Origin of the sequence: Streptomyces flavidovirens DSM 40150 (assembly GCF_000429085.1) — a bacterium.
GTDB lineage: Bacteria > Actinomycetota > Actinomycetes > Streptomycetales > Streptomycetaceae > Streptomyces > Streptomyces flavidovirens.
In genome coordinates, this window is the sequence record NZ_AUBE01000006.1 from 142,655 (window position 1) to 158,951 (window position 16,297).

The 16,297-nt window shown below is 72.7% G+C and carries 11 protein-coding genes and 1 pseudogene; 3 read left to right on the forward strand and 9 right to left on the reverse strand.

Annotated features, from left to right (window positions below):
* Positions 1–6: 6 nt before the first annotated feature.
* Positions 7–1,644: a cell division protein PerM gene (locus tag G412_RS34110; RefSeq protein ID WP_157839080.1), complete on the reverse strand. Its 1,638-nt coding sequence runs from the start codon at positions 1,642–1,644 to the stop codon at positions 7–9.
* Positions 1,645–1,760: 116 nt separating this feature from the next.
* Between G412_RS34110 and G412_RS0111810 the strand changes: the two genes are divergently transcribed.
* Positions 1,761–3,017, forward strand: coding sequence for a helix-turn-helix domain-containing protein (locus G412_RS0111810; RefSeq protein WP_028812283.1), 1,257 nt, complete (start codon positions 1,761–1,763; stop codon positions 3,015–3,017).
* 84 nt (positions 3,018–3,101) lie between these two features.
* Here the strand turns inward: G412_RS0111810 and sucD are convergent, their stop codons facing one another.
* From sucD to G412_RS0111845, 8 genes and pseudogenes are all read right to left on the reverse strand, one after another.
* Positions 3,102–3,986 (reverse strand): succinate--CoA ligase subunit alpha, encoded by an 885-nt coding sequence (gene sucD, locus G412_RS0111815; protein WP_028812284.1) that lies wholly within the window; start codon positions 3,984–3,986, stop codon positions 3,102–3,104.
* A gap of 21 nt (positions 3,987–4,007) precedes the next feature.
* Positions 4,008–5,189 (reverse strand): ADP-forming succinate--CoA ligase subunit beta, encoded by a 1,182-nt coding sequence (gene sucC / locus G412_RS0111820; protein WP_028812285.1) that lies wholly within the window; start codon positions 5,187–5,189, stop codon positions 4,008–4,010.
* 404 nt (positions 5,190–5,593) lie between these two features.
* A complete protein-coding gene (locus G412_RS0111825; RefSeq protein ID WP_028812286.1) occupies positions 5,594–6,553 on the reverse strand; it encodes a hypothetical protein in 960 nt (319 codons plus the stop codon).
* A gap of 106 nt (positions 6,554–6,659) precedes the next feature.
* Entirely contained in the window at positions 6,660–7,514 is an 855-nt protein-coding gene (locus G412_RS0111830; protein ID WP_157839081.1) for a hypothetical protein, read from the reverse strand.
* A 79-nt stretch (positions 7,515–7,593) separates the two neighbouring features.
* Positions 7,594–8,652 (reverse strand): VWA domain-containing protein, encoded by a 1,059-nt coding sequence (locus G412_RS40795; RefSeq protein ID WP_078606946.1) that lies wholly within the window; start codon positions 8,650–8,652, stop codon positions 7,594–7,596.
* Positions 8,653–8,934: 282 nt separating this feature from the next.
* Positions 8,935–11,247 (reverse strand): annotated as a pseudogene (locus G412_RS40800) (DUF5682 family protein); the annotation flags it as partial.
* The gene (locus tag G412_RS0111840; RefSeq protein ID WP_028812288.1) at positions 11,244–12,365 is read right to left on the reverse strand and encodes an ATP-binding protein; all 1,122 of its coding nucleotides are present in this window, start codon (positions 12,363–12,365) and stop codon (positions 11,244–11,246) included. The gene G412_RS0111840 and the pseudogene G412_RS40800, both read right to left, overlap by 4 nt.
* 102 nt (positions 12,366–12,467) lie before the next feature.
* Positions 12,468–12,890: a hypothetical protein gene (locus tag G412_RS0111845; RefSeq protein ID WP_028812289.1), complete on the reverse strand. Its 423-nt coding sequence runs from the start codon at positions 12,888–12,890 to the stop codon at positions 12,468–12,470.
* Positions 12,891–13,025: 135 nt separating this feature from the next.
* Here G412_RS0111845 and G412_RS0111850 point away from each other — a divergent pair, with 135 nt between their 5' ends.
* Entirely contained in the window at positions 13,026–14,366 is a 1,341-nt protein-coding gene (locus G412_RS0111850) for an SWIM zinc finger family protein (RefSeq protein ID WP_078606923.1), read from the forward strand.
* Positions 14,367–14,382: 16 nt separating this feature from the next.
* On the forward strand, positions 14,383–16,242 hold the full coding sequence (locus tag G412_RS34120) for a DUF5691 domain-containing protein (RefSeq protein ID WP_244282915.1): 1,860 nt from the start codon (positions 14,383–14,385) through the stop codon (positions 16,240–16,242).
* The last annotated feature ends 55 nt before the right edge of the window (positions 16,243–16,297 follow it).

Genomic DNA, 16,297 nt, shown 5'->3' on the forward strand with positions numbered 1-16,297 from the left:
CGGGAGCTAGCGCGGCTCCTCCGGGGCGGCAGGGCCATCACCGACCGCAGCAGTGGAAGCCTGCGGGCACGACTCCGGCGGCACCACGGTCTCCGAGGGCCTCACCTCGCGGGCCCCGCTGTCGTGCCAGTCCACACCGACGGTGGCGGCGGGATCCCCGATGGGCAGGAAATCGGCTTCGCTGTCGTACGGCCCGGAAACGTCGTCTCCCACGGCACCGCGCCCGCCGGGACGCCACCACGCCGCGCCATCCACCGGACCGGGGCTGGCGGCCACCTCACCACCGCCGTTCCCACCCCGCCCGAGCCGCCACCTCCCGCGCTCCGCACCACCACCGCCCCCTCCCTCCGCGCCCCGCGTCGACCACCGACGGGGAGTACGGTCGCGCAACCGCCACGCGCGCAGGGTGAGGGCGGCCGGGACGCCCACCGCCGCGGTCCACACCGCCGCCGCCGCGCCCGTACGCCACCACACCGGCCCGAACTCCGACAGCGCCCCCACCCCCAGCGGCCCCCCGGCCAGCGCGGCCAGTACCGCCATCGCCATCGCGGACCCCACTGCGGCGAGCGCCGCCGTGACGGCCGTTTCCCGGAGCGACCAGGCTTCCTCGCGCAGGGCGAACGGCGGCGCGGCCGTGCGTACCGTGAACCACGCCACCACCACCGCCGCCACGACCGGCACAGCCGGCGTCGCCCAGTGGACCGGCAGAGCGCCCTCCCCGACCGGCAGCGCCGCGACCAGCGGGAAGTGCGGCAGCGCCGGTGTCCCCACGACACCCAGCGGCGCGGCGGTCGCGCCCGCACCGAGGGCGAATCCGGGGCCCAGCCCATACGCGGCGCCCCACACAGCGGCGTTCGGCGCGAACGCCAAAACCAGCAGCACTACGGCGAGCCGCCCCGGCCAGTCCCCCGCGAGCTGGAACAACGCCCCGTACGCCGCTCCCGCGTGCCAGACCAGCGACGCCAGCGCGAGTACCGCGCCGCCGCCGACCAGCGCCACGACACCTGCCCCGGCGGCCCGGAGCGCGACCCGGAACCGGGGGCGCACAGCGGCCTCCCGCACACCCCGCGGCACCCACCCCAGCAGCGACCCACGCGGCCGGCCGTCAGCCGTCCACACGCCTGCGGCGGCGCCCGCCGCCGCGACGAGGGGCACATGGAGCGCCGAGCTGACGGCGCTCGCGGGAAGCGGCCCCCCGTAGGCGTACAAGAACGCGGCGGCGCCGACGGCCACATACCCACCGACGACACCGAAGAAGGCACCCCCCACAGAAGACACCACCCCCTCCTCCCCCTCCTCATCCCCATCCATCGCATGCCGTGCGGCCCGGTGGGTGAGCCACACCGGCAGCGCGACGAGCAGCATCGGAGTCAGCCCCACGGGCGCGGGAACACCGGAGAGCGTGTCGTACCGGACGAGATCGGCCCCGTGGGCGAGCAGCCACAGCCCGGCGGCGACGCGCAGCGCCTCGCCGGGTCCGCTGTCGGGGTACGGCGAACTGATCCACAGCACCATCACGAGGACGGCGAGCGAGCCGAGTCCGAGCCCCGCAGCGATCACACCCCGTACGAAGCAGGCGGCCTGCGCCGAGGAGCGGCTCTGCGCGGATGGCAACCACGTACCGCGATGGGTCACTTGAGTCACCCGGCCATGCTGCCAACGACACGCGCTTAATCCATGTAACGGGAGAATGACTGACGTGTCGCTCAATATACGTTTATGTACTTTTTTGCCCGGTGTAGCGCTGCGGGGGGACTTTCATGACGCAGAGCACCGAAACCGCCCCCGCCGCCCCACTGCCCTCCCCCGAGGAGAGACGCAGGCTGCGCGAAGCGAAATCGCTGACCCAGGAGCAGGTGGCGGCCGCCCTGGGCGTGAGCCGCGAGACGCTCAAGGCATGGGAATCCGGCCGCGCGAACCCCAAGCGCCGCAAGCGCGCGGCGTACGCCAGACTCCTGGCCTCCTTCGCAGACGAGACCACCCCCGCCCACCACCCAACGGGGCAAGAGACCACCCCCGCCCACCAGCCAACGGTGCCGGGCGGGGACGTGTCGGGGCGCTCCCCGCAGGGCGTTGAACGCAACCACCGCGAACGAACCAACGCAGTACCCGAACGTTCGACGCCCGAGGAGACGCCCCGGCACGGCACCGCCCCCGAAGCCACCGCAAAAGACGCCCACCCCACCCCCGAAACCCCCGCCCAGGCCTTCGACGCCCTCTACGCGTACTGCGCCCAAGCCCTGGTGAGCCAGACCTACCTCCTGACAGGAAGCCGCCCCCTGGCCCGGGAATCCGTCGAGTACGCCTTCCGCCTGGCCTGGCAGCGCTGGCCCGACGTAGCCACCGACCGGGACCCGGCGAGCTGGGTCAGGGCAGCGGCGTACGACTACGCGCTCTCCCCCTGGCACCGCCTGCGTCGCCGCGCCCACAAACGCCCCGACCTGCCCCCCGCCGACCGCGACCGCAAGGTGCTGCTCAAGGCGCTGCTGGACCTGCCACCCGTGCACCGCCGCACCCTGCTGCTGTACGACGGCCTGGGACTGGACCTCCCCGACACGGCGGCCGAGACGGAGGCGAGCACCCCCGCGACAGCGAACCGCCTGCTCAACGCGCGTGCCGCGATCGCCCAGCGGCTGCCGGAGCTCGCCGACGCCGGCACCCCCGCCGAACAGTCCGCGCTGCTCCAGGAACGCCTCGGCCACCTGGCCGAGCTCGGCATGGCGCCGCCCATCAAGCTGTCGCCCGCCCGAGCCGTACGCACGGGAAGCGAGCGCAGGACGAGGTTCTGGACGCGCGCCGCCCTCTTCTTCACCACGCTGATCGTCAGCGCCACGGGTTTCACACTGGCCACGGCCCCCACCCGGTACGAGCCCCCGCGAGCTCCCGGCGAACCGGTGCGCGGCGTCCCGGTGCACGCCGGCCCGCAGCCGCTCACCCCCGAGGACGAGGAGCTGCGCAGCCTGCTCCACTTGGCGCCCGTGACCGGCCCGGCCCGCCTGGTCCCGGAAGGCCGCTGACCGAACGCGGGCGGGCCCGTACCCCCTGACCAGGGGATACGGGCCCGCACCAGACCACCGTGCCGCCGAGACGGCAGCGGCGTACTAACCCGCCAGAATCGCGCGAGCCAGCTTGGCCGTCTCGGTCGGCGTCTTGCCGACCTTGACGCCCGCGGCCTCGAGGGCCTCCTTCTTGGCCTGTGCGGTGCCAGAAGAACCGGACACGATCGCGCCGGCGTGACCCATCGTCTTGCCCTCGGGGGCGGTGAAGCCCGCGACGTAACCGACGACCGGCTTGGTCACGTTCTTCGCGATGTAGTCAGCGGCACGCTCCTCAGCGTCGCCACCGATCTCACCGATCATCACGATGAGATCAGTGTCGGCGTCGGCCTCGAAAGCAGCCAGAGCATCGATGTGCGTAGTACCGATGACCGGGTCGCCACCGATGCCGACGGCGGACGAGAAGCCGATGTCACGGAGCTCGTACATCATCTGGTAGGTCAGCGTGCCGGACTTCGACACGAGACCGATGCGGCCGGGCTTGGTGATGTCGCCCGGAATGATGCCGGCGTTGGACTGGCCCGGCGTGATGAGACCGGGGCAGTTCGGGCCGATGATCCGGGTCTTGTTGCCCTTGGCACCGGCGTACGCCCAGAAGGCCGCGGAGTCGTGGACGGCGATGCCCTCGGTGATCACGACGGCCAGCGGAATCTCGGCGTCGATCGCCTCGACGACGGCGGCCTTCGCGAAGGCCGGCGGCACGAAGAGAACCGACACGTCGGCGCCGGTCTTCTCCATCGCTTCCTTGACGGAGCCGAAGACCGGGACCTCAGTGCCGTCGAAGTCGACGGACGTACCGGCCTTGCGCGGGTTCACGCCACCGACGATGTTGGTGCCGTCGGCCAGCATGAGCTTGGTGTGCTTCATGCCCGTGGCGCCGGTCATCCCCTGGACGATGACCTTGCTGTCCTTGGTGAGGAAGATAGCCATGGTGTTGGAGTCCCTCGTCCTTTACTTCGCTGCCGCGGCGAGCTCAGCGGCCTTGTCGGCCGCGCCGTCCATGGTGTCCACACGCTGAACGAGCGGGTGGTTCGCGTCGGAGAGGATCTTGCGACCGAGCTCCGCGTTGTTGCCGTCGAGGCGCACGACCAGCGGCTTGGTGACTTCCTCGCCCTTGCTCTTCAGCAGCGCGAGCGCCTGGACGACGCCGTTGGCGACCTCGTCGCAGGCGGTGATGCCACCGAAGACGTTGACGAACACGGACTTGACGTCCGGGTCGCCGAGGATGATCTCCAGGCCGTTCGCCATGACCTCGGCGGAGGCGCCGCCACCGATGTCGAGGAAGTTGGCGGGCTTCACGTTGCCGTGGTTCTCACCGGCGTACGCGACGACGTCCAGCGTCGACATGACCAGACCGGCACCGTTACCGATGATGCCGACCTCGCCGTCGAGCTTGACGTAGTTGAGGTTCTTGGCCTTGGCAGCAGCCTCGAGCGGGTTGGCTGCGGCGTGGTCCACGAACTCCTCGTGGCCCGGCTGGCGGAACTCGGCGTTCTCGTCGAGAGACACCTTGCCGTCCAGCGCGATGATGCGGCCGTCGGCGACCTTCGCGAGGGGGTTGACCTCGACGAGGAGCGCGTCCTCGGCGACGAAGGTGTCCCACAGCGTCACCAGGACCTCGGCGACCTGCTCCGCGACCTCGGCCGGGAACTTCGCCTGGGCGACGATCTCGCGGGCCTTCTCGATCGTCACGCCGTCATTGGCGTTGACCGGGACCTTCGCGAGAGCCTCGGGGGTCTTCTCCGCGACCTCCTCGATGTCCATGCCGCCCTGCACGGACGCCATGGCGAGGAAGGTGCGGTTGGTGCGGTCGAGGAGGTACGAGACGTAGTACTCCTCGGCGATCTCGGGTGCGGTCTCGGCGATCATCACCTTGTGGACCGTGTGGCCCTTGATGTCCATCCCGAGGATGTCCGTCGCCCGGGCGACGGCCTCGTCCGGCGTCGCGGCGAGCTTGACGCCGCCGGCCTTGCCGCGGCCGCCGACCTTCACCTGCGCCTTGACGACCGACTTGCCGCCCAGCCGCTCAGTGGCCTCGCGCGCCGCCTCAGGCGTTTCGATGACTTCACCGGCCAGCACCGGTACACCGTGCTTGGCGAAGAGGTCCCTCGCCTGGTACTCGAACAGGTCCACGCGCGTCCGTCCCTTTTCTGGTGATCGCGGTTCGTTGCGTTGTCTCCAATGGGCGTGCCGCGAAGGGCAACGTGACGGCGCTGTCACAAGGGAGGCGTAACGGTGTCCGGTACGCGGCATGTCCGTCTCGCAGGTTATCCCCGTGGGCCGTGGGACCCTAAATCGCAGATCACACCTGGGCGGTGATACCGGTCACAGCCGGTCACGGAGCGCACGTGCTACGCGTCGGCGGCCGCCCCGCAGGCCAGACACGGAGCCGGATAGGGGCCGGTTACGGGCCGGATACGGAGCCGGGCGGCCTCCACCCCAATGGAGACCGCCCGAGGAACACCCGACCCGCCTGCCGGATGCCCTGCTTCAGATGCCGCGCGTCAGATGCCCTGCGTCGCGTCAGGTGTCCTGCGTCAGATGCCCTGCGTCAGGTAAGACGCGTAGCCAGGGGTGACCGAGCCGGCGGCGTCCTGGGCGCCGTAGGCGGCGTTGCCGGCGAGCGGCGTCGAGGTGACCGTGCCGGACAGGTCGTGCGCGAACGGCTGGACGTCGGACACGACGCCACCGGCGAACGGCGACACGTCGCCGGCGACGCCGTGCGCGAGGGTGTGGGCGCTGCCGCCGACGCCGTACGCCACCGGCTCCAGGTGGTCGACGACGGTCTGGACGAACGGCTGGACCGCACCGTGGACGCCACCCGCGAACGGGCCGACCTCGGAGACGACGCCACCGGCGAACGGCTGCACGTCGCTCACGACACCACCCGCGAAGGGCGCCACGTCACCGACCGCGCCCCGGGCGAGGCCGCCGGCGTCACCGACCGCCTGACCGGCGACCGGGAGCACGCCGTGCACGGCGCGGGCGGCGATGGGCGGCAGGGTGTCCTGGGCGACGGCGTGGGCGAGCGGGGTGGCGTGGCCGGGGGCCTGGCCGGCGTAAGCCTGAGCCTGGCCCGGCGCCTGCTCGACCTCGGACGCGAAGGTGGACAGCGGCCCGAAGAGGTAGTCGACCTCGGCCTCGGCGCCGGCCCGGGCGTCAGCGTGGGCGTCGGACGCGGCATCGGCCCCCGCGTGGGCGGCGTCGGTCACGTCGGTCACGGAGGGGACGGCCGGCAGGCCGACCTCGGCGTCGTGCCGCACGTCCTGGACGTCGGCCTTCGCGGTGACCTTGGCTGCGGAGGCCGCACCGGCGGCCTCGTCGGCGACCCCGGACGTGACGTCCTTGACGTCCGCTACGGCGTCGGACGCCTGGTCGGGCGTCGACAGCGGCACCGAGACGGGCAGCTCGGCCGCGCTCGCGGCGGCGGTGCCGAGGGCCCACATGCCGCCGGCGGTGGCGGCGACGGCGATGGAACGGCGGATGTTCTTGTTCATGCTTTTGTCAGATCCTTCGAAATTCATTCGGCTGTCCGGGTTTCCGGATGGCGGGCAGACCTGTCCCGCCCCCGCGCGGCAGGTCATTGAGCGGGGACGGTCTGCCCTAGCCGGGGAATTCGAGGACTTCGTGCGGCCGGTCGTACGTCGGTGCGGCGGTCGTCGGCAGCGTTGCCCCGCGCACCAGCCCGAACCGGGCGCCGTCCGCGGACGCGGCGGCGTGCTTGTCGCCGGAGCGCGACGGATTCGCGTCACCGGCCGACTGCCATACGCCGTCGCCGCACGGCCCGGCAGGCGCCGGTACGGGCGCCTGCCCGCACTCCGGGCGGCCCGGACCCCGGTGTGCGTCATCGCGCTGCGGCCCGGTGAGGCCGTACGGGTACGCGCCCTGGTCGGCAACGCCCGCGATGGCGGTCAGAGACCCGCTCCCGTCCGGCAGGACCCGTTCGCCGGAGCCCTGATGCACGGATCGCTCCGGCCCTACCGGGGGCTCCGTACCACCATCGGCAGACGGCACCTGCGCCACGGGCACTGCGGGCACGGGCACTGCGGGCGCTGGGGACACGGGCACTTCGGACACGGGCGCTGCGGGCTCGGGAACTCCCGGCACCGGCACTTCGTGTGCGGGAACTTCGTGTGCGGGCAACGCGGGCACCGGCAGGCCGGGCGCCGGCAGCTCGGGCGTCGCCGTCGGCTGTTGCTGGACGACGCGGTCCTTCAGCTCGTCGACGGGCCGCGTGACGCCCCGTACGACATCGGCCGGCGGGTCCACCCCTTCAGGCACGGCCTGCGCGGCGGCCGGGGCCACCGGCGCCGCCTCGGCTGCGTACGCCTGGCCGCCCCACAGAAACCCCAACGCCAGCAAGCCCCCCAGGAAGAACACCACCCGCAGCGCACGCCGCCGACCCGCCCGGCGCAGTACGCGCAGAGCGGCAAGGGGGCGAGCAACCACGGCAGTCAAGAGGAACAGCGCCTTCGCAGGGGGAGGAAACGACGGGCTGATGCTTGCACGAGCCTCCTGGGGTCGCGCAAGTCGGATGTTACTGATGAGTCGCCATGTCCGGTATGGGTAGTGGTCGTTTCTCGATCGCCGCCGCCATCACCTCCGGAAACAGGTCCGGCGTACAGGCGAAGGCGGGGGCGCCGAGGGCCGCGAGAGCCGCCGCGTGCTCCCGGTCGTACGCGGGAGCGCCTTCGTCGGAGAGCGCGAGCAGTGCCACGAACTGCACTCCCGACGCCTTCATCGCCGCCACCCGCTTCAGCATCTCGTCGCGTATGCCGCCCTCGTAGAGGTCGCTGATCAGCACGACGACGGTGTCGGCCGGCCGGGTGATCCGCGACTGGCAGTACGCGAGGGCGCGGTTGATGTCCGTCCCCCCGCCGAGCCGGGTGCCGAAGAGAACGTCGACCGGGTCGTCCAACTGGTCGGTGAGGTCGACGGCGGCGGTGTCGAAGACGACGAGGCGGGTGTCGACCGAGCGCATGGAGGCGAGGACCGCGCCGAAGACCGACGCGTAGACCACGGACGCGGCCATGGACCCCGACTGGTCGATGCACAGGACGATGTCCTTCTTCACGGACTGCGAAGCCCGCCCGTACCCGACGAGCCGTTCGGGAACGACCGTCCGGTATTCAGGAAGGTAGTTTTTCAGGTTGGCCCGGATGGTCCGGTCCCAGTCGATGTCCCGGTGGCGTGGGCGGCTGACGCGGGCGCTGCGGTCGAGAGCGCCGGTGAGGGTGGCCCTGGTGCGGGTGGCGAGACGCTTCTCCAGGTCTGCGACGACCTTGCGGACGACGGCGCGCGCCGTTTCCCTGGTCGTCTCCGGCATCGCCTTGTTGAGCGAGAGCAGCGTCCCGACGAGGTGGACGTCCGCCTCCACGGCCTCCAGCATCTCGGGTTCCAGCAGCAGCGCCGACAGGCCCAGGCGCTCAATGGCGTCGCGCTGCATGACCTGCACGACGGAGTTCGGGAAGTACGTACGGATGTCGCCGAGCCAGCGCGCGACGGACGGCGCGGAGGCACCGAGCCCGGCCGAGCGGCCGGACGAACGCTCCGCGTCGCGCCCGCTGCCGTACAGCGCGCCCAACGCCGCGTCCATGGCGGCGTCCTGACCAATGAGCGACACCCCGGTCCCGTCGGCCGCTTCCCCACCGAGCACGAGCCGCCAGCGCCGGAGCCGCTCGCCGCTGCCCTCGCTCGTGTTCCCCAAACCGCCCTCTCCCGCTGCGACATGTGCGGCCCCGCCGCGTGGCGGGCACACACGGATCGGCAGTTGCCGCAACGCGACACCCTCCACCGCACCCGCACCCGCACCCGCACCCGCACCCGCACCCGCACCCGCACCCGCACCCGCACGCCCAACGACCAAACCCTCACCCACCGGACGGGCCGCGTCGGCCGTCCCGTCGCCGAGCAGCAGCCCCAGCACCGGCAGCACCGCGTCGGCACGCTCCTCGTCCAGACCCGGGCCGAAGCCGGGTGTCCCGGACTCCGTACGCGCCGGGTGTGCGGCGGACGGGCCGCGCCTGACGAGTTCGCCCAGTGTGCGCCGTACTCCCGGCTCGTACGCCGAGAACGTGCGGCGCAGCAGCGGCAGTACGCCGGTGAAGGCGTCGGCGGACACACCGGTCAGCCAGGTGTCGACCAGGCCGAGCAGCCGTTCGTCGTGTACGAGGAGCATTCCCCCGCCCGATGCTCCGCCGACGAAGCCCTCGATCCAGGCCGCGGCGTCGGCCGGCGGTGTCCCGAGTGACAGGGCGAGCGACATGAGGCGCGCCGCGTCCTCCTCCGTGAGCCGCCCGTCGTCCAGCAGCAACCGCGCCGCCCGGCCGCGGATCACACCGCCCACACTGTCCCGCCCGGCGAGTCTGCTCAGCACCGCCGACCAACGCCCGCGCACGTCACGGCGCTCGCCGGGCGCGGTCCCGGCCAGGAGGCCGACCGCCGCGTGGACCGCGTCGAGGTGGCGGCGCATGTCCGCCGTACCGTCCGCGTCGAGGCCGGTGCAGGCGGGCGGCAGCCCGACGCAGATCCGCTCGGCGAGGCCGGCCGCGACCTCGCCCAGCGCGACCGTGTCCGTGCCGCGAACGTCGCCGTACCGCAGCGATCGGGCGAGCGCGGGCAGCGCCTGGGCGAGGTGGCCGACGTCGGCGTCCAGCGCCGCGCGGTCGGCGAGTGCCCGCATGACCACCGGGAGGGCGTCGGGGAGTTCGGCCAGCAGGCACTGCTCGGCGAGCGCGGTGACGTCGGCGAGCGCGGTGGCCGACACGGCGTGGGTCTCGGCCTTGGCGGTGGCCGCGGAGAGGACCGTGGTGCCCCACACCCCGGCCTCGGCGACACGCACCGGCAATTCGGGCTCCCAGCGCAGCCGCCAGGCCTCCCGGAACGTCCCCGTGCTCCCTCGCGCCTCGGCCGGCTCGCCCCAGCCGATGGACAGCAGCCGCAGCCGGTGCAGCAGCCGGCTGCGCGCCGCGTCGGTCTCCTTCCGCAGATCGAGCTCCACGTTGCGTTCCTGTGCTTCCGGTTTGAGCCGCAGACTGCGCTGCGTCCGGGTCAGGTCGCGTTGCAGCGGTACGGCGGGCGCCGTGTCCGGGACCTCGCCGAGAACGTCACCTACGACGAGCCGGTCGTGCACGAGCGCGAGCGGCACGTCGGAGCCCTCGCACATCACGGCCCGCACCGCGTCCATCGTCTCGGTGAGCCCGGCGAGCGGCCGGCCCCGCATGACGGCGAGCGTTTCGGCCAGCCGTACGGCCTCGATGACGTGGGCGGAGGAGACCGGTCGGTCCTCGGCCCGCAGCAGCCCGGCGACCTTGGTCATCCAGCGCTCGACAGGCCGGTCGGGGGCACCGAAGAGATGGCCGTACCAGCCGGGCGACTCGATGCCCGCACCGTAACCGCTGCGCCGGGCCAGCCTGCGGTGGGTCCACGGCACCCAGGTCATTTCGGCCCTGACCTTGGGCAGGCCTTTGAGCAGCGCACGGTCGGCGGTGGCGGTGGCCACCTTCTCGCCGAGCGCCGGCAGGTGCCACGCGCCGCAGACCACGGCGAAGTCGTCGCCGAACTCCTTGCGCGCGGCTCGCAGCCGGAGCCTCATGTGGGCCTCGCGCACGCGGTCGCGGGGGTGCCCTCCGTCTCCGTACGTCTCGCGCAGGGCCCCCATGGCCTCGGTGAGCGCCCCGAACGGTGCGAACGGGTCGCCGGCCCCGTCCCCGCGGTGCTCGATGACGTCCTCCCACCACCGCTCCGGATCGTCGTACCCGGCAGCCTCGGCGAGCACCCTCACCGGGTCGACGGCAAGGGACTCGGCCGCACGCTCCTCACCCCCACCGTCCTCCTCCCCCTCCTCCCCCTCCTCCCCCTCCTCCGTCAGCGCCAACGAGTGCGCCGCGGGGAGGTCGATGAAGCGGACCGCTGCGCCGTGCCCGAGCGCCCAGCGGATCGCGACCCACTCGGGGGAGAACTCGGCCAGCGGCCAGAACGCGGCCCGGCGCGGGTCGTCCGCGACGTGCGCGAGCAGGGCCACGGGCGGGCGCATCGCGTCGTCGGCCGCGAGTGGCAGCAGCGCATCGGCCTCGGGCGGTCCTTCGATCAGTACGGCCCGGGGCCGCGCCGCTCGGAGCGCCGCGCGCACCGCACGGGCCGAGCCGGGCCCGTGGTGGCGAACGCCCAGCAACAGGGGGCCGGGCGTCATCCCGAGACCTCCCGGCAGGCGCGGTAGAAGTCCTTCCAGCCGTCCCGTTCGCGGACGACCGTTTCCAGGTACTCCTGCCAGATGACACGGTCCGCCGCCGGGTCGCGCACGACCGCCCCGAGGATGCCGGCCGCCACGTCGCCGGAGCGCAGTACTCCGTCCCCGAAGTGCGCGGCGAGGGCCAGACCTCCCGTGACGACGGAGATCGCCTCGGCCGTCGACAGTGTCCCCGAGGGCGACTTGACCTTGGTGCGCCCGTCGGCGGTAACACCGGCACGCAGTTCACGGAAGACGGTGACGACACGCCGGATCTCGTGGAACCCGTCGGGCGTGGCCGGCAGGTCGAGCGAGCGCCCGATCTGGTCGACGCGCCGGGCCACGATGTCGACCTCGGCTTCCGCCGTCTCGGGCAACGGCAGCACCACCGTGTTGAACCGGCGCCGCAGCGCGCTGGACAGGTCATTGACCCCGCGGTCGCGGTCGTTGGCGGTGGCGATGAGGTTGAAGCCGCGGACGGCCTGCTGCTCCTGCCCCAGCTCGGGGATGGGCAGCGTCTTTTCCGACAGGATCGTGATCAGCGTGTCCTGTACGTCGGCCGGGATGCGGGTGAGCTCCTCGACCCGCGCGGTCATGCCGTCGGCCATGGCCCGCATGACGGGGCTGGGCACGAGCGCGTCGCGGCTCGGCCCGTGCGCGAGCAGCCGGGCGTAGTTCCAGCCGTAGCGGATGGCTTCCTCGGGTGTCCCGGCCGTGCCCTGCACGAGCAGGGTCGAGTCACCGCTGACGGCCGCCGCGAGATGCTCGGACACCCAGGTCTTGGCGGTGCCGGGCACACCGAGCAGCAGCAGTGCCCGGTCGGTGGCGAGCGTGGTCACGGCGACTTCGACGATCCGGCGCGGCCCCACGTACTTGGGCGTGATCACCGTGCCGTCGGGCAGCGTCCCGCCGAGCAGGTACGTCGCCACGGCCCACGGCGACAGCAGCCACCTGGCGGGCCGCGGACGGTCGTCGGCCGCGGCCAGCGCCTTGAGCTCGTCGGCGAAGGCGTCCTCGGCGTGCGGCCGCAGGGCCTCGCCGGTGTCCGCACTTGCGCCGGCCTTGGTTTCGGGCACGGTCATGGATCCCCCTCCAGATTTCCCGGATGTGGGATCCACCGTGCACCACACCACTGACAATCGGCCGTCGCCGCAGGTCAGGGCCCAATTGGTAGCCTGTGATCGCTACTTCACGATCGGGGAGACCGCGATGCAGCCGAGCAGGGCCTTCTCGCCCTTCGCTTCCTTGATCGTCTCGCCCTTGTAAACGACCTTGCAGGTCAGCTCGGCGGTGTTCTCAAAACCGATCGGTGAGACGGCGGGCGGCATGATGCCGCGCAGCGTGACGGTCTTCTTCCACGGCAGCGTGGGCTTCTTGACCGACTCCATCTTCGGGTCCATGGCCGTGCCCTTGCCACCCGCGAACTCGATGGACTCGACGCTCTTGCCCGTGACCTCGTACGTGACCTCGTACTTCTCGTCGATGGACTTGTCGACCTGATCGACGGCCTCGTCCTTCGCGGCTTCGGTCGCCTCGCAGGCGCCAAGGCCGAAGGTGAGACCGGTGACGGCGACAGCGCAGACTGCCGTACGGATGAAGCGGTTCATGTGGGATCCCCCCGGATCTGGATGCAGGTAAGGGCTCGCACCCAATCGCAAAGGATGAAGTCGAGTCAAGTCATGGCGATCCGCGAAACCGCAGGTGAAGGCCGATTGTCAGTGGCGCCCCGTAGCGTCTTGCCCATGAACCAGCAGGGGGTGCGCTGGACTGCGGAACAGGTGCTGGCCTTGGCTCCTGACGATGCGTCGCGCAAAACGGGAAGCAGGCTCGGCACGGCCGGGCCATGGTCGGAGACCGGGAGCAGCGGTTCGGGGGCGGTGTGGGGACTGTGCGAGGGCAGTGGCAGCACCCCGTACCGGACGGTGGTCGACACAACGGGCGCCAGCCCCGCCTACAAGTGCAGTTGCCCGAGCCGCAAGTTCCCCTGCAAGCACGCACTGGGGCTGCTGCTGCTCTGGGCCGCCGACGAGCCGGCCGTTCGGGACGCCGAGGTGCCGGGCTGGGCCCAGGAGTGGCTGGAGGCTCGCAGAAAGAAGGCAGACGAACCGGATACGTCCGCCAGGACGGCAGACCCCGAGGCGGCGAGGCGCAGGGCCGAGCAGCGCGCCGAGCGGATCACCATGGGGGCTTCGGAGCTGGAGCAGCGCCTGAGCGACCTGCTGCGCGGCGGTCTGGCCACCGCCGAGCAGACCGGTTACGGGCTGTGGGAGGAGACGGCCCGCCGCATGGTCGACGCCCAGGCGCCGGGGCTGGCCGCGCGGGTGAGGGACCTGGGCGCCGTACCGGCGTCGGGACCGGGCTGGCCGGGGCGGCTGCTGGAGGAGTGCGCGCTGCTGCACCTGCTGGACGCGGCCTGGCTGGCGCGCGACCGGCTGCCGGAGCCACTGGCCGCGACCGTGCGGACCCGCGTCGGCCTGACCGCGTCCGCCGCCGGACCGCCGGTCCGGGACCGCTGGCTGGTGCTCTCCCAGCACGACACCGCGACCAGCAAACTCATCACGCGCCGCATATGGCTGTACGGCAGGGAGTCGAAACGCACGGCGCTGGTGCTGTCCTTCGGGGCCGGGGGCCGGGCCCCCGAAGTCGCGCTGCCCACGGGCCTGATGTTCGACATGGAGCTCACCTTCTACCCGGGCGCCGGGCAGCCGAGGGCCGACGTGGGCGAACAACCGGCCCTCCCGGTCCCGATCGACGCCCCGCCGCCCGGCATCGGCCCCAACGAAGCGGTCCACGCCTACGGCAGGGCCTTGAGGGACGACCCATGGCTCGACTCCTGGCCAGTAACGCTCAGCCGCGTCATACCGACCCCCTCGGCCAACACCTGGCAACTCACCGACGAAGAAACCAACTTCGCTCTGCCCATCACTTCCACAGCCCTGTCCCGCCCCGGCCTGTGGAAGCTCGCCGCCCTCTCCGGTGGCAGCCCCGTCACGGTCTTCGGCGAGTGCGGCCACCAAGGCTTCACGCCGCTGACGGCCTGGTCCGACGACTCAACAGAAACCGTCCCGCTGACCGACCCCTGACCGCACGGAGGGCCCGATGACCAGCAGCACGCCAGCACCCCCGCAGCCCCACCACGCGCCCACCCCGGTCAGCTCCCCCCACGCCACCACCCCCGCTCACCACCCAACGGTGCCGGGCGGGGACGTGTCGGGGCGCTCCCCGCAGGGCGTTGAACGCAACCACCGCCAACGAACCAACGCAGTACCCGAACGTTCGACGCCCGAGGAGACGCCCCGGCGCGGCACCGCCCCCGAAGCCACCGCACCCCCACCAGCACCAGCACCCGCACCCGCACCGGTCACGTGGGAAGAGCTAGTCACCACCGCCCTGCTCGGCACCGACCGCCGTACGCTGCCGCCCGCCGCCGCGGCGCCCGGCAAGGACGCCCCCGCCGCGCTGCTAGACGCCGCAGCGCGGCAGACCGTACGACGCAGGGCCGGCCTCCTCCCCGCGCGTGCCGCCACGCGCCCCACCCCCGCCCCGCACGACCCGCGCCCCCCACTGCCCGCCGCAGCCCGCCACCGGCTCGCGCAGTTGCTGGCCGGCCGCTCCTCATCCCCCGCCGCCGGAGGCCGACGCGGCACCGCACCCGATCTCACGGAGCTGCTCCCCCAGTGGCTCGCCGCTGCAAACCGGCGCCGCTTCCAGGCGCCGCCGGCCCTGCTCCCCGCGCTGCTCGACGCCGCCCGCGCCCGCACCGACCTACGGCCGCAGACCCTCGCCTTCGCCGGGCCGCGCGGCCTGTGGCTGGCCGGGCTGAACCCGGACTGGCGGTTCGCGCTGCGCGGCGCGTCCGGTGGAAGCGCACTGCCCGACCCCCACGACGCGGCAGCAGTGAAGAGCCTGTGGGAGGAGGGCCTGTTCGCGGAGCGCGTCGGCCTCCTCACCGCCGTCCGCGCCCAGGACCCCGCGGCCGCGCTCGCACTGCTCGCCGGCACCTGGCCCACCGAGCGCGCCGAGGACCGCCTGATGTTCCTCGATTCCCTGCGCTCCGGCCTGTCCGACGCCGACGAGCCGTTCCTGGAACAGGCGTTGTCGGACCGCAGCCGCAATGTACGGGCCACCGCCGCCGAGCTGCTGTCCGCGCTGCCGGGCTCCGCGCTGGCCGCGCGGATGGCGACGCGTGCCGCCAGCTGCGTCAGCCTGGACCGTTCCGGCCGCGCGACCGGCGGCGAGCGCATCGCCGTGGAGGCCCCGCACGAATGCGACGCGGACATGCAGCGCGACGGCGTGTCGCCCAAACCGCCGGGGGGCCGGGGTGAGCGGTCCTGGTGGCTGGGCCAGTTGGTCGAGTCCGCACCGTTGCGCACGTGGCCGCACCGGCTGGGCGACCGTACGCCGCAGGAGATCGTCGCCCTGCCCGTGGACGACGACTGGAAGGAGGAGCTGCACGCCGCCTGGTGCCGCGCGGCGACACGGCAGCGGGACGCCACGTGGGCCTGCGCGCTGCTCGGCGTGCCATCCGCCCCACCGGCGACCGGCCCCGGTACGTCGTCCCTTGCCGAGCGCGCGAAGCTGCTGGCCACGCTGCCGGACGACGAACGGGCGGAGTGGGTGGCCGCGTTCGTCGCGGCGCACGGCCTCTCCGAGGCGTTCCAGCTGCTCGGGGTGTGCACCGTGCCCTGGGCGGAGCCGCTCGGCCGCGCGGTGGTCGACGCACTGGACATCGCGCGGGACGCGGGGAGCTACCCGTGGAGCTTCAGCGGAGTCATGGGGCTGGCGGAGCGCTGCCTGGACCCCGGCGAGGCGGACCGCCTCCAGATACTCACGACGACGCCGGACGAGCAGGAGGACGCGTCGCCCGGCGCGGCCGGCTATTGGTCGGAGGCCTTCCAGCGCCTGGTCGGCACGCTCCGCCTCAGAGCGGCGATGCTGTCGGAGCTGTCGGAGAGCTAGACCCTCGGCCTGGAGAGCTCCGGGTCCCGGCCCCAGGCCCAGCCGGAGCCCCGCT

What these genes read in the sequence shown, in the direction of transcription:
- G412_RS34120 (WP_244282915.1), top strand. Translation starts at nt 14,383, where the DNA reads ATGACCAGCAGCACGCCAGCACCCCCGCAGCCCCACCACGCGCCCACC.
- G412_RS0111825 (WP_028812286.1), bottom strand. Translation starts at nt 6,553, where the DNA reads ATGAACAAGAACATCCGCCGTTCCATCGCCGTCGCCGCCACCGCCGGC.
- G412_RS0111810 (WP_028812283.1), top strand. Translation starts at nt 1,761, where the DNA reads ATGACGCAGAGCACCGAAACCGCCCCCGCCGCCCCACTGCCCTCCCCC.
- sucD (WP_028812284.1), bottom strand. Translation starts at nt 3,986, where the DNA reads ATGGCTATCTTCCTCACCAAGGACAGCAAGGTCATCGTCCAGGGGATG.
- G412_RS0111845 (WP_028812289.1), bottom strand. Translation starts at nt 12,890, where the DNA reads ATGAACCGCTTCATCCGTACGGCAGTCTGCGCTGTCGCCGTCACCGGT.
- G412_RS0111850 (WP_078606923.1), top strand. Translation starts at nt 13,026, where the DNA reads ATGAACCAGCAGGGGGTGCGCTGGACTGCGGAACAGGTGCTGGCCTTG.
- G412_RS0111840 (WP_028812288.1), bottom strand. Translation starts at nt 12,365, where the DNA reads ATGACCGTGCCCGAAACCAAGGCCGGCGCAAGTGCGGACACCGGCGAG.
- G412_RS40795 (WP_078606946.1), bottom strand. Translation starts at nt 8,652, where the DNA reads ATGGACGCGGCGTTGGGCGCGCTGTACGGCAGCGGGCGCGACGCGGAG.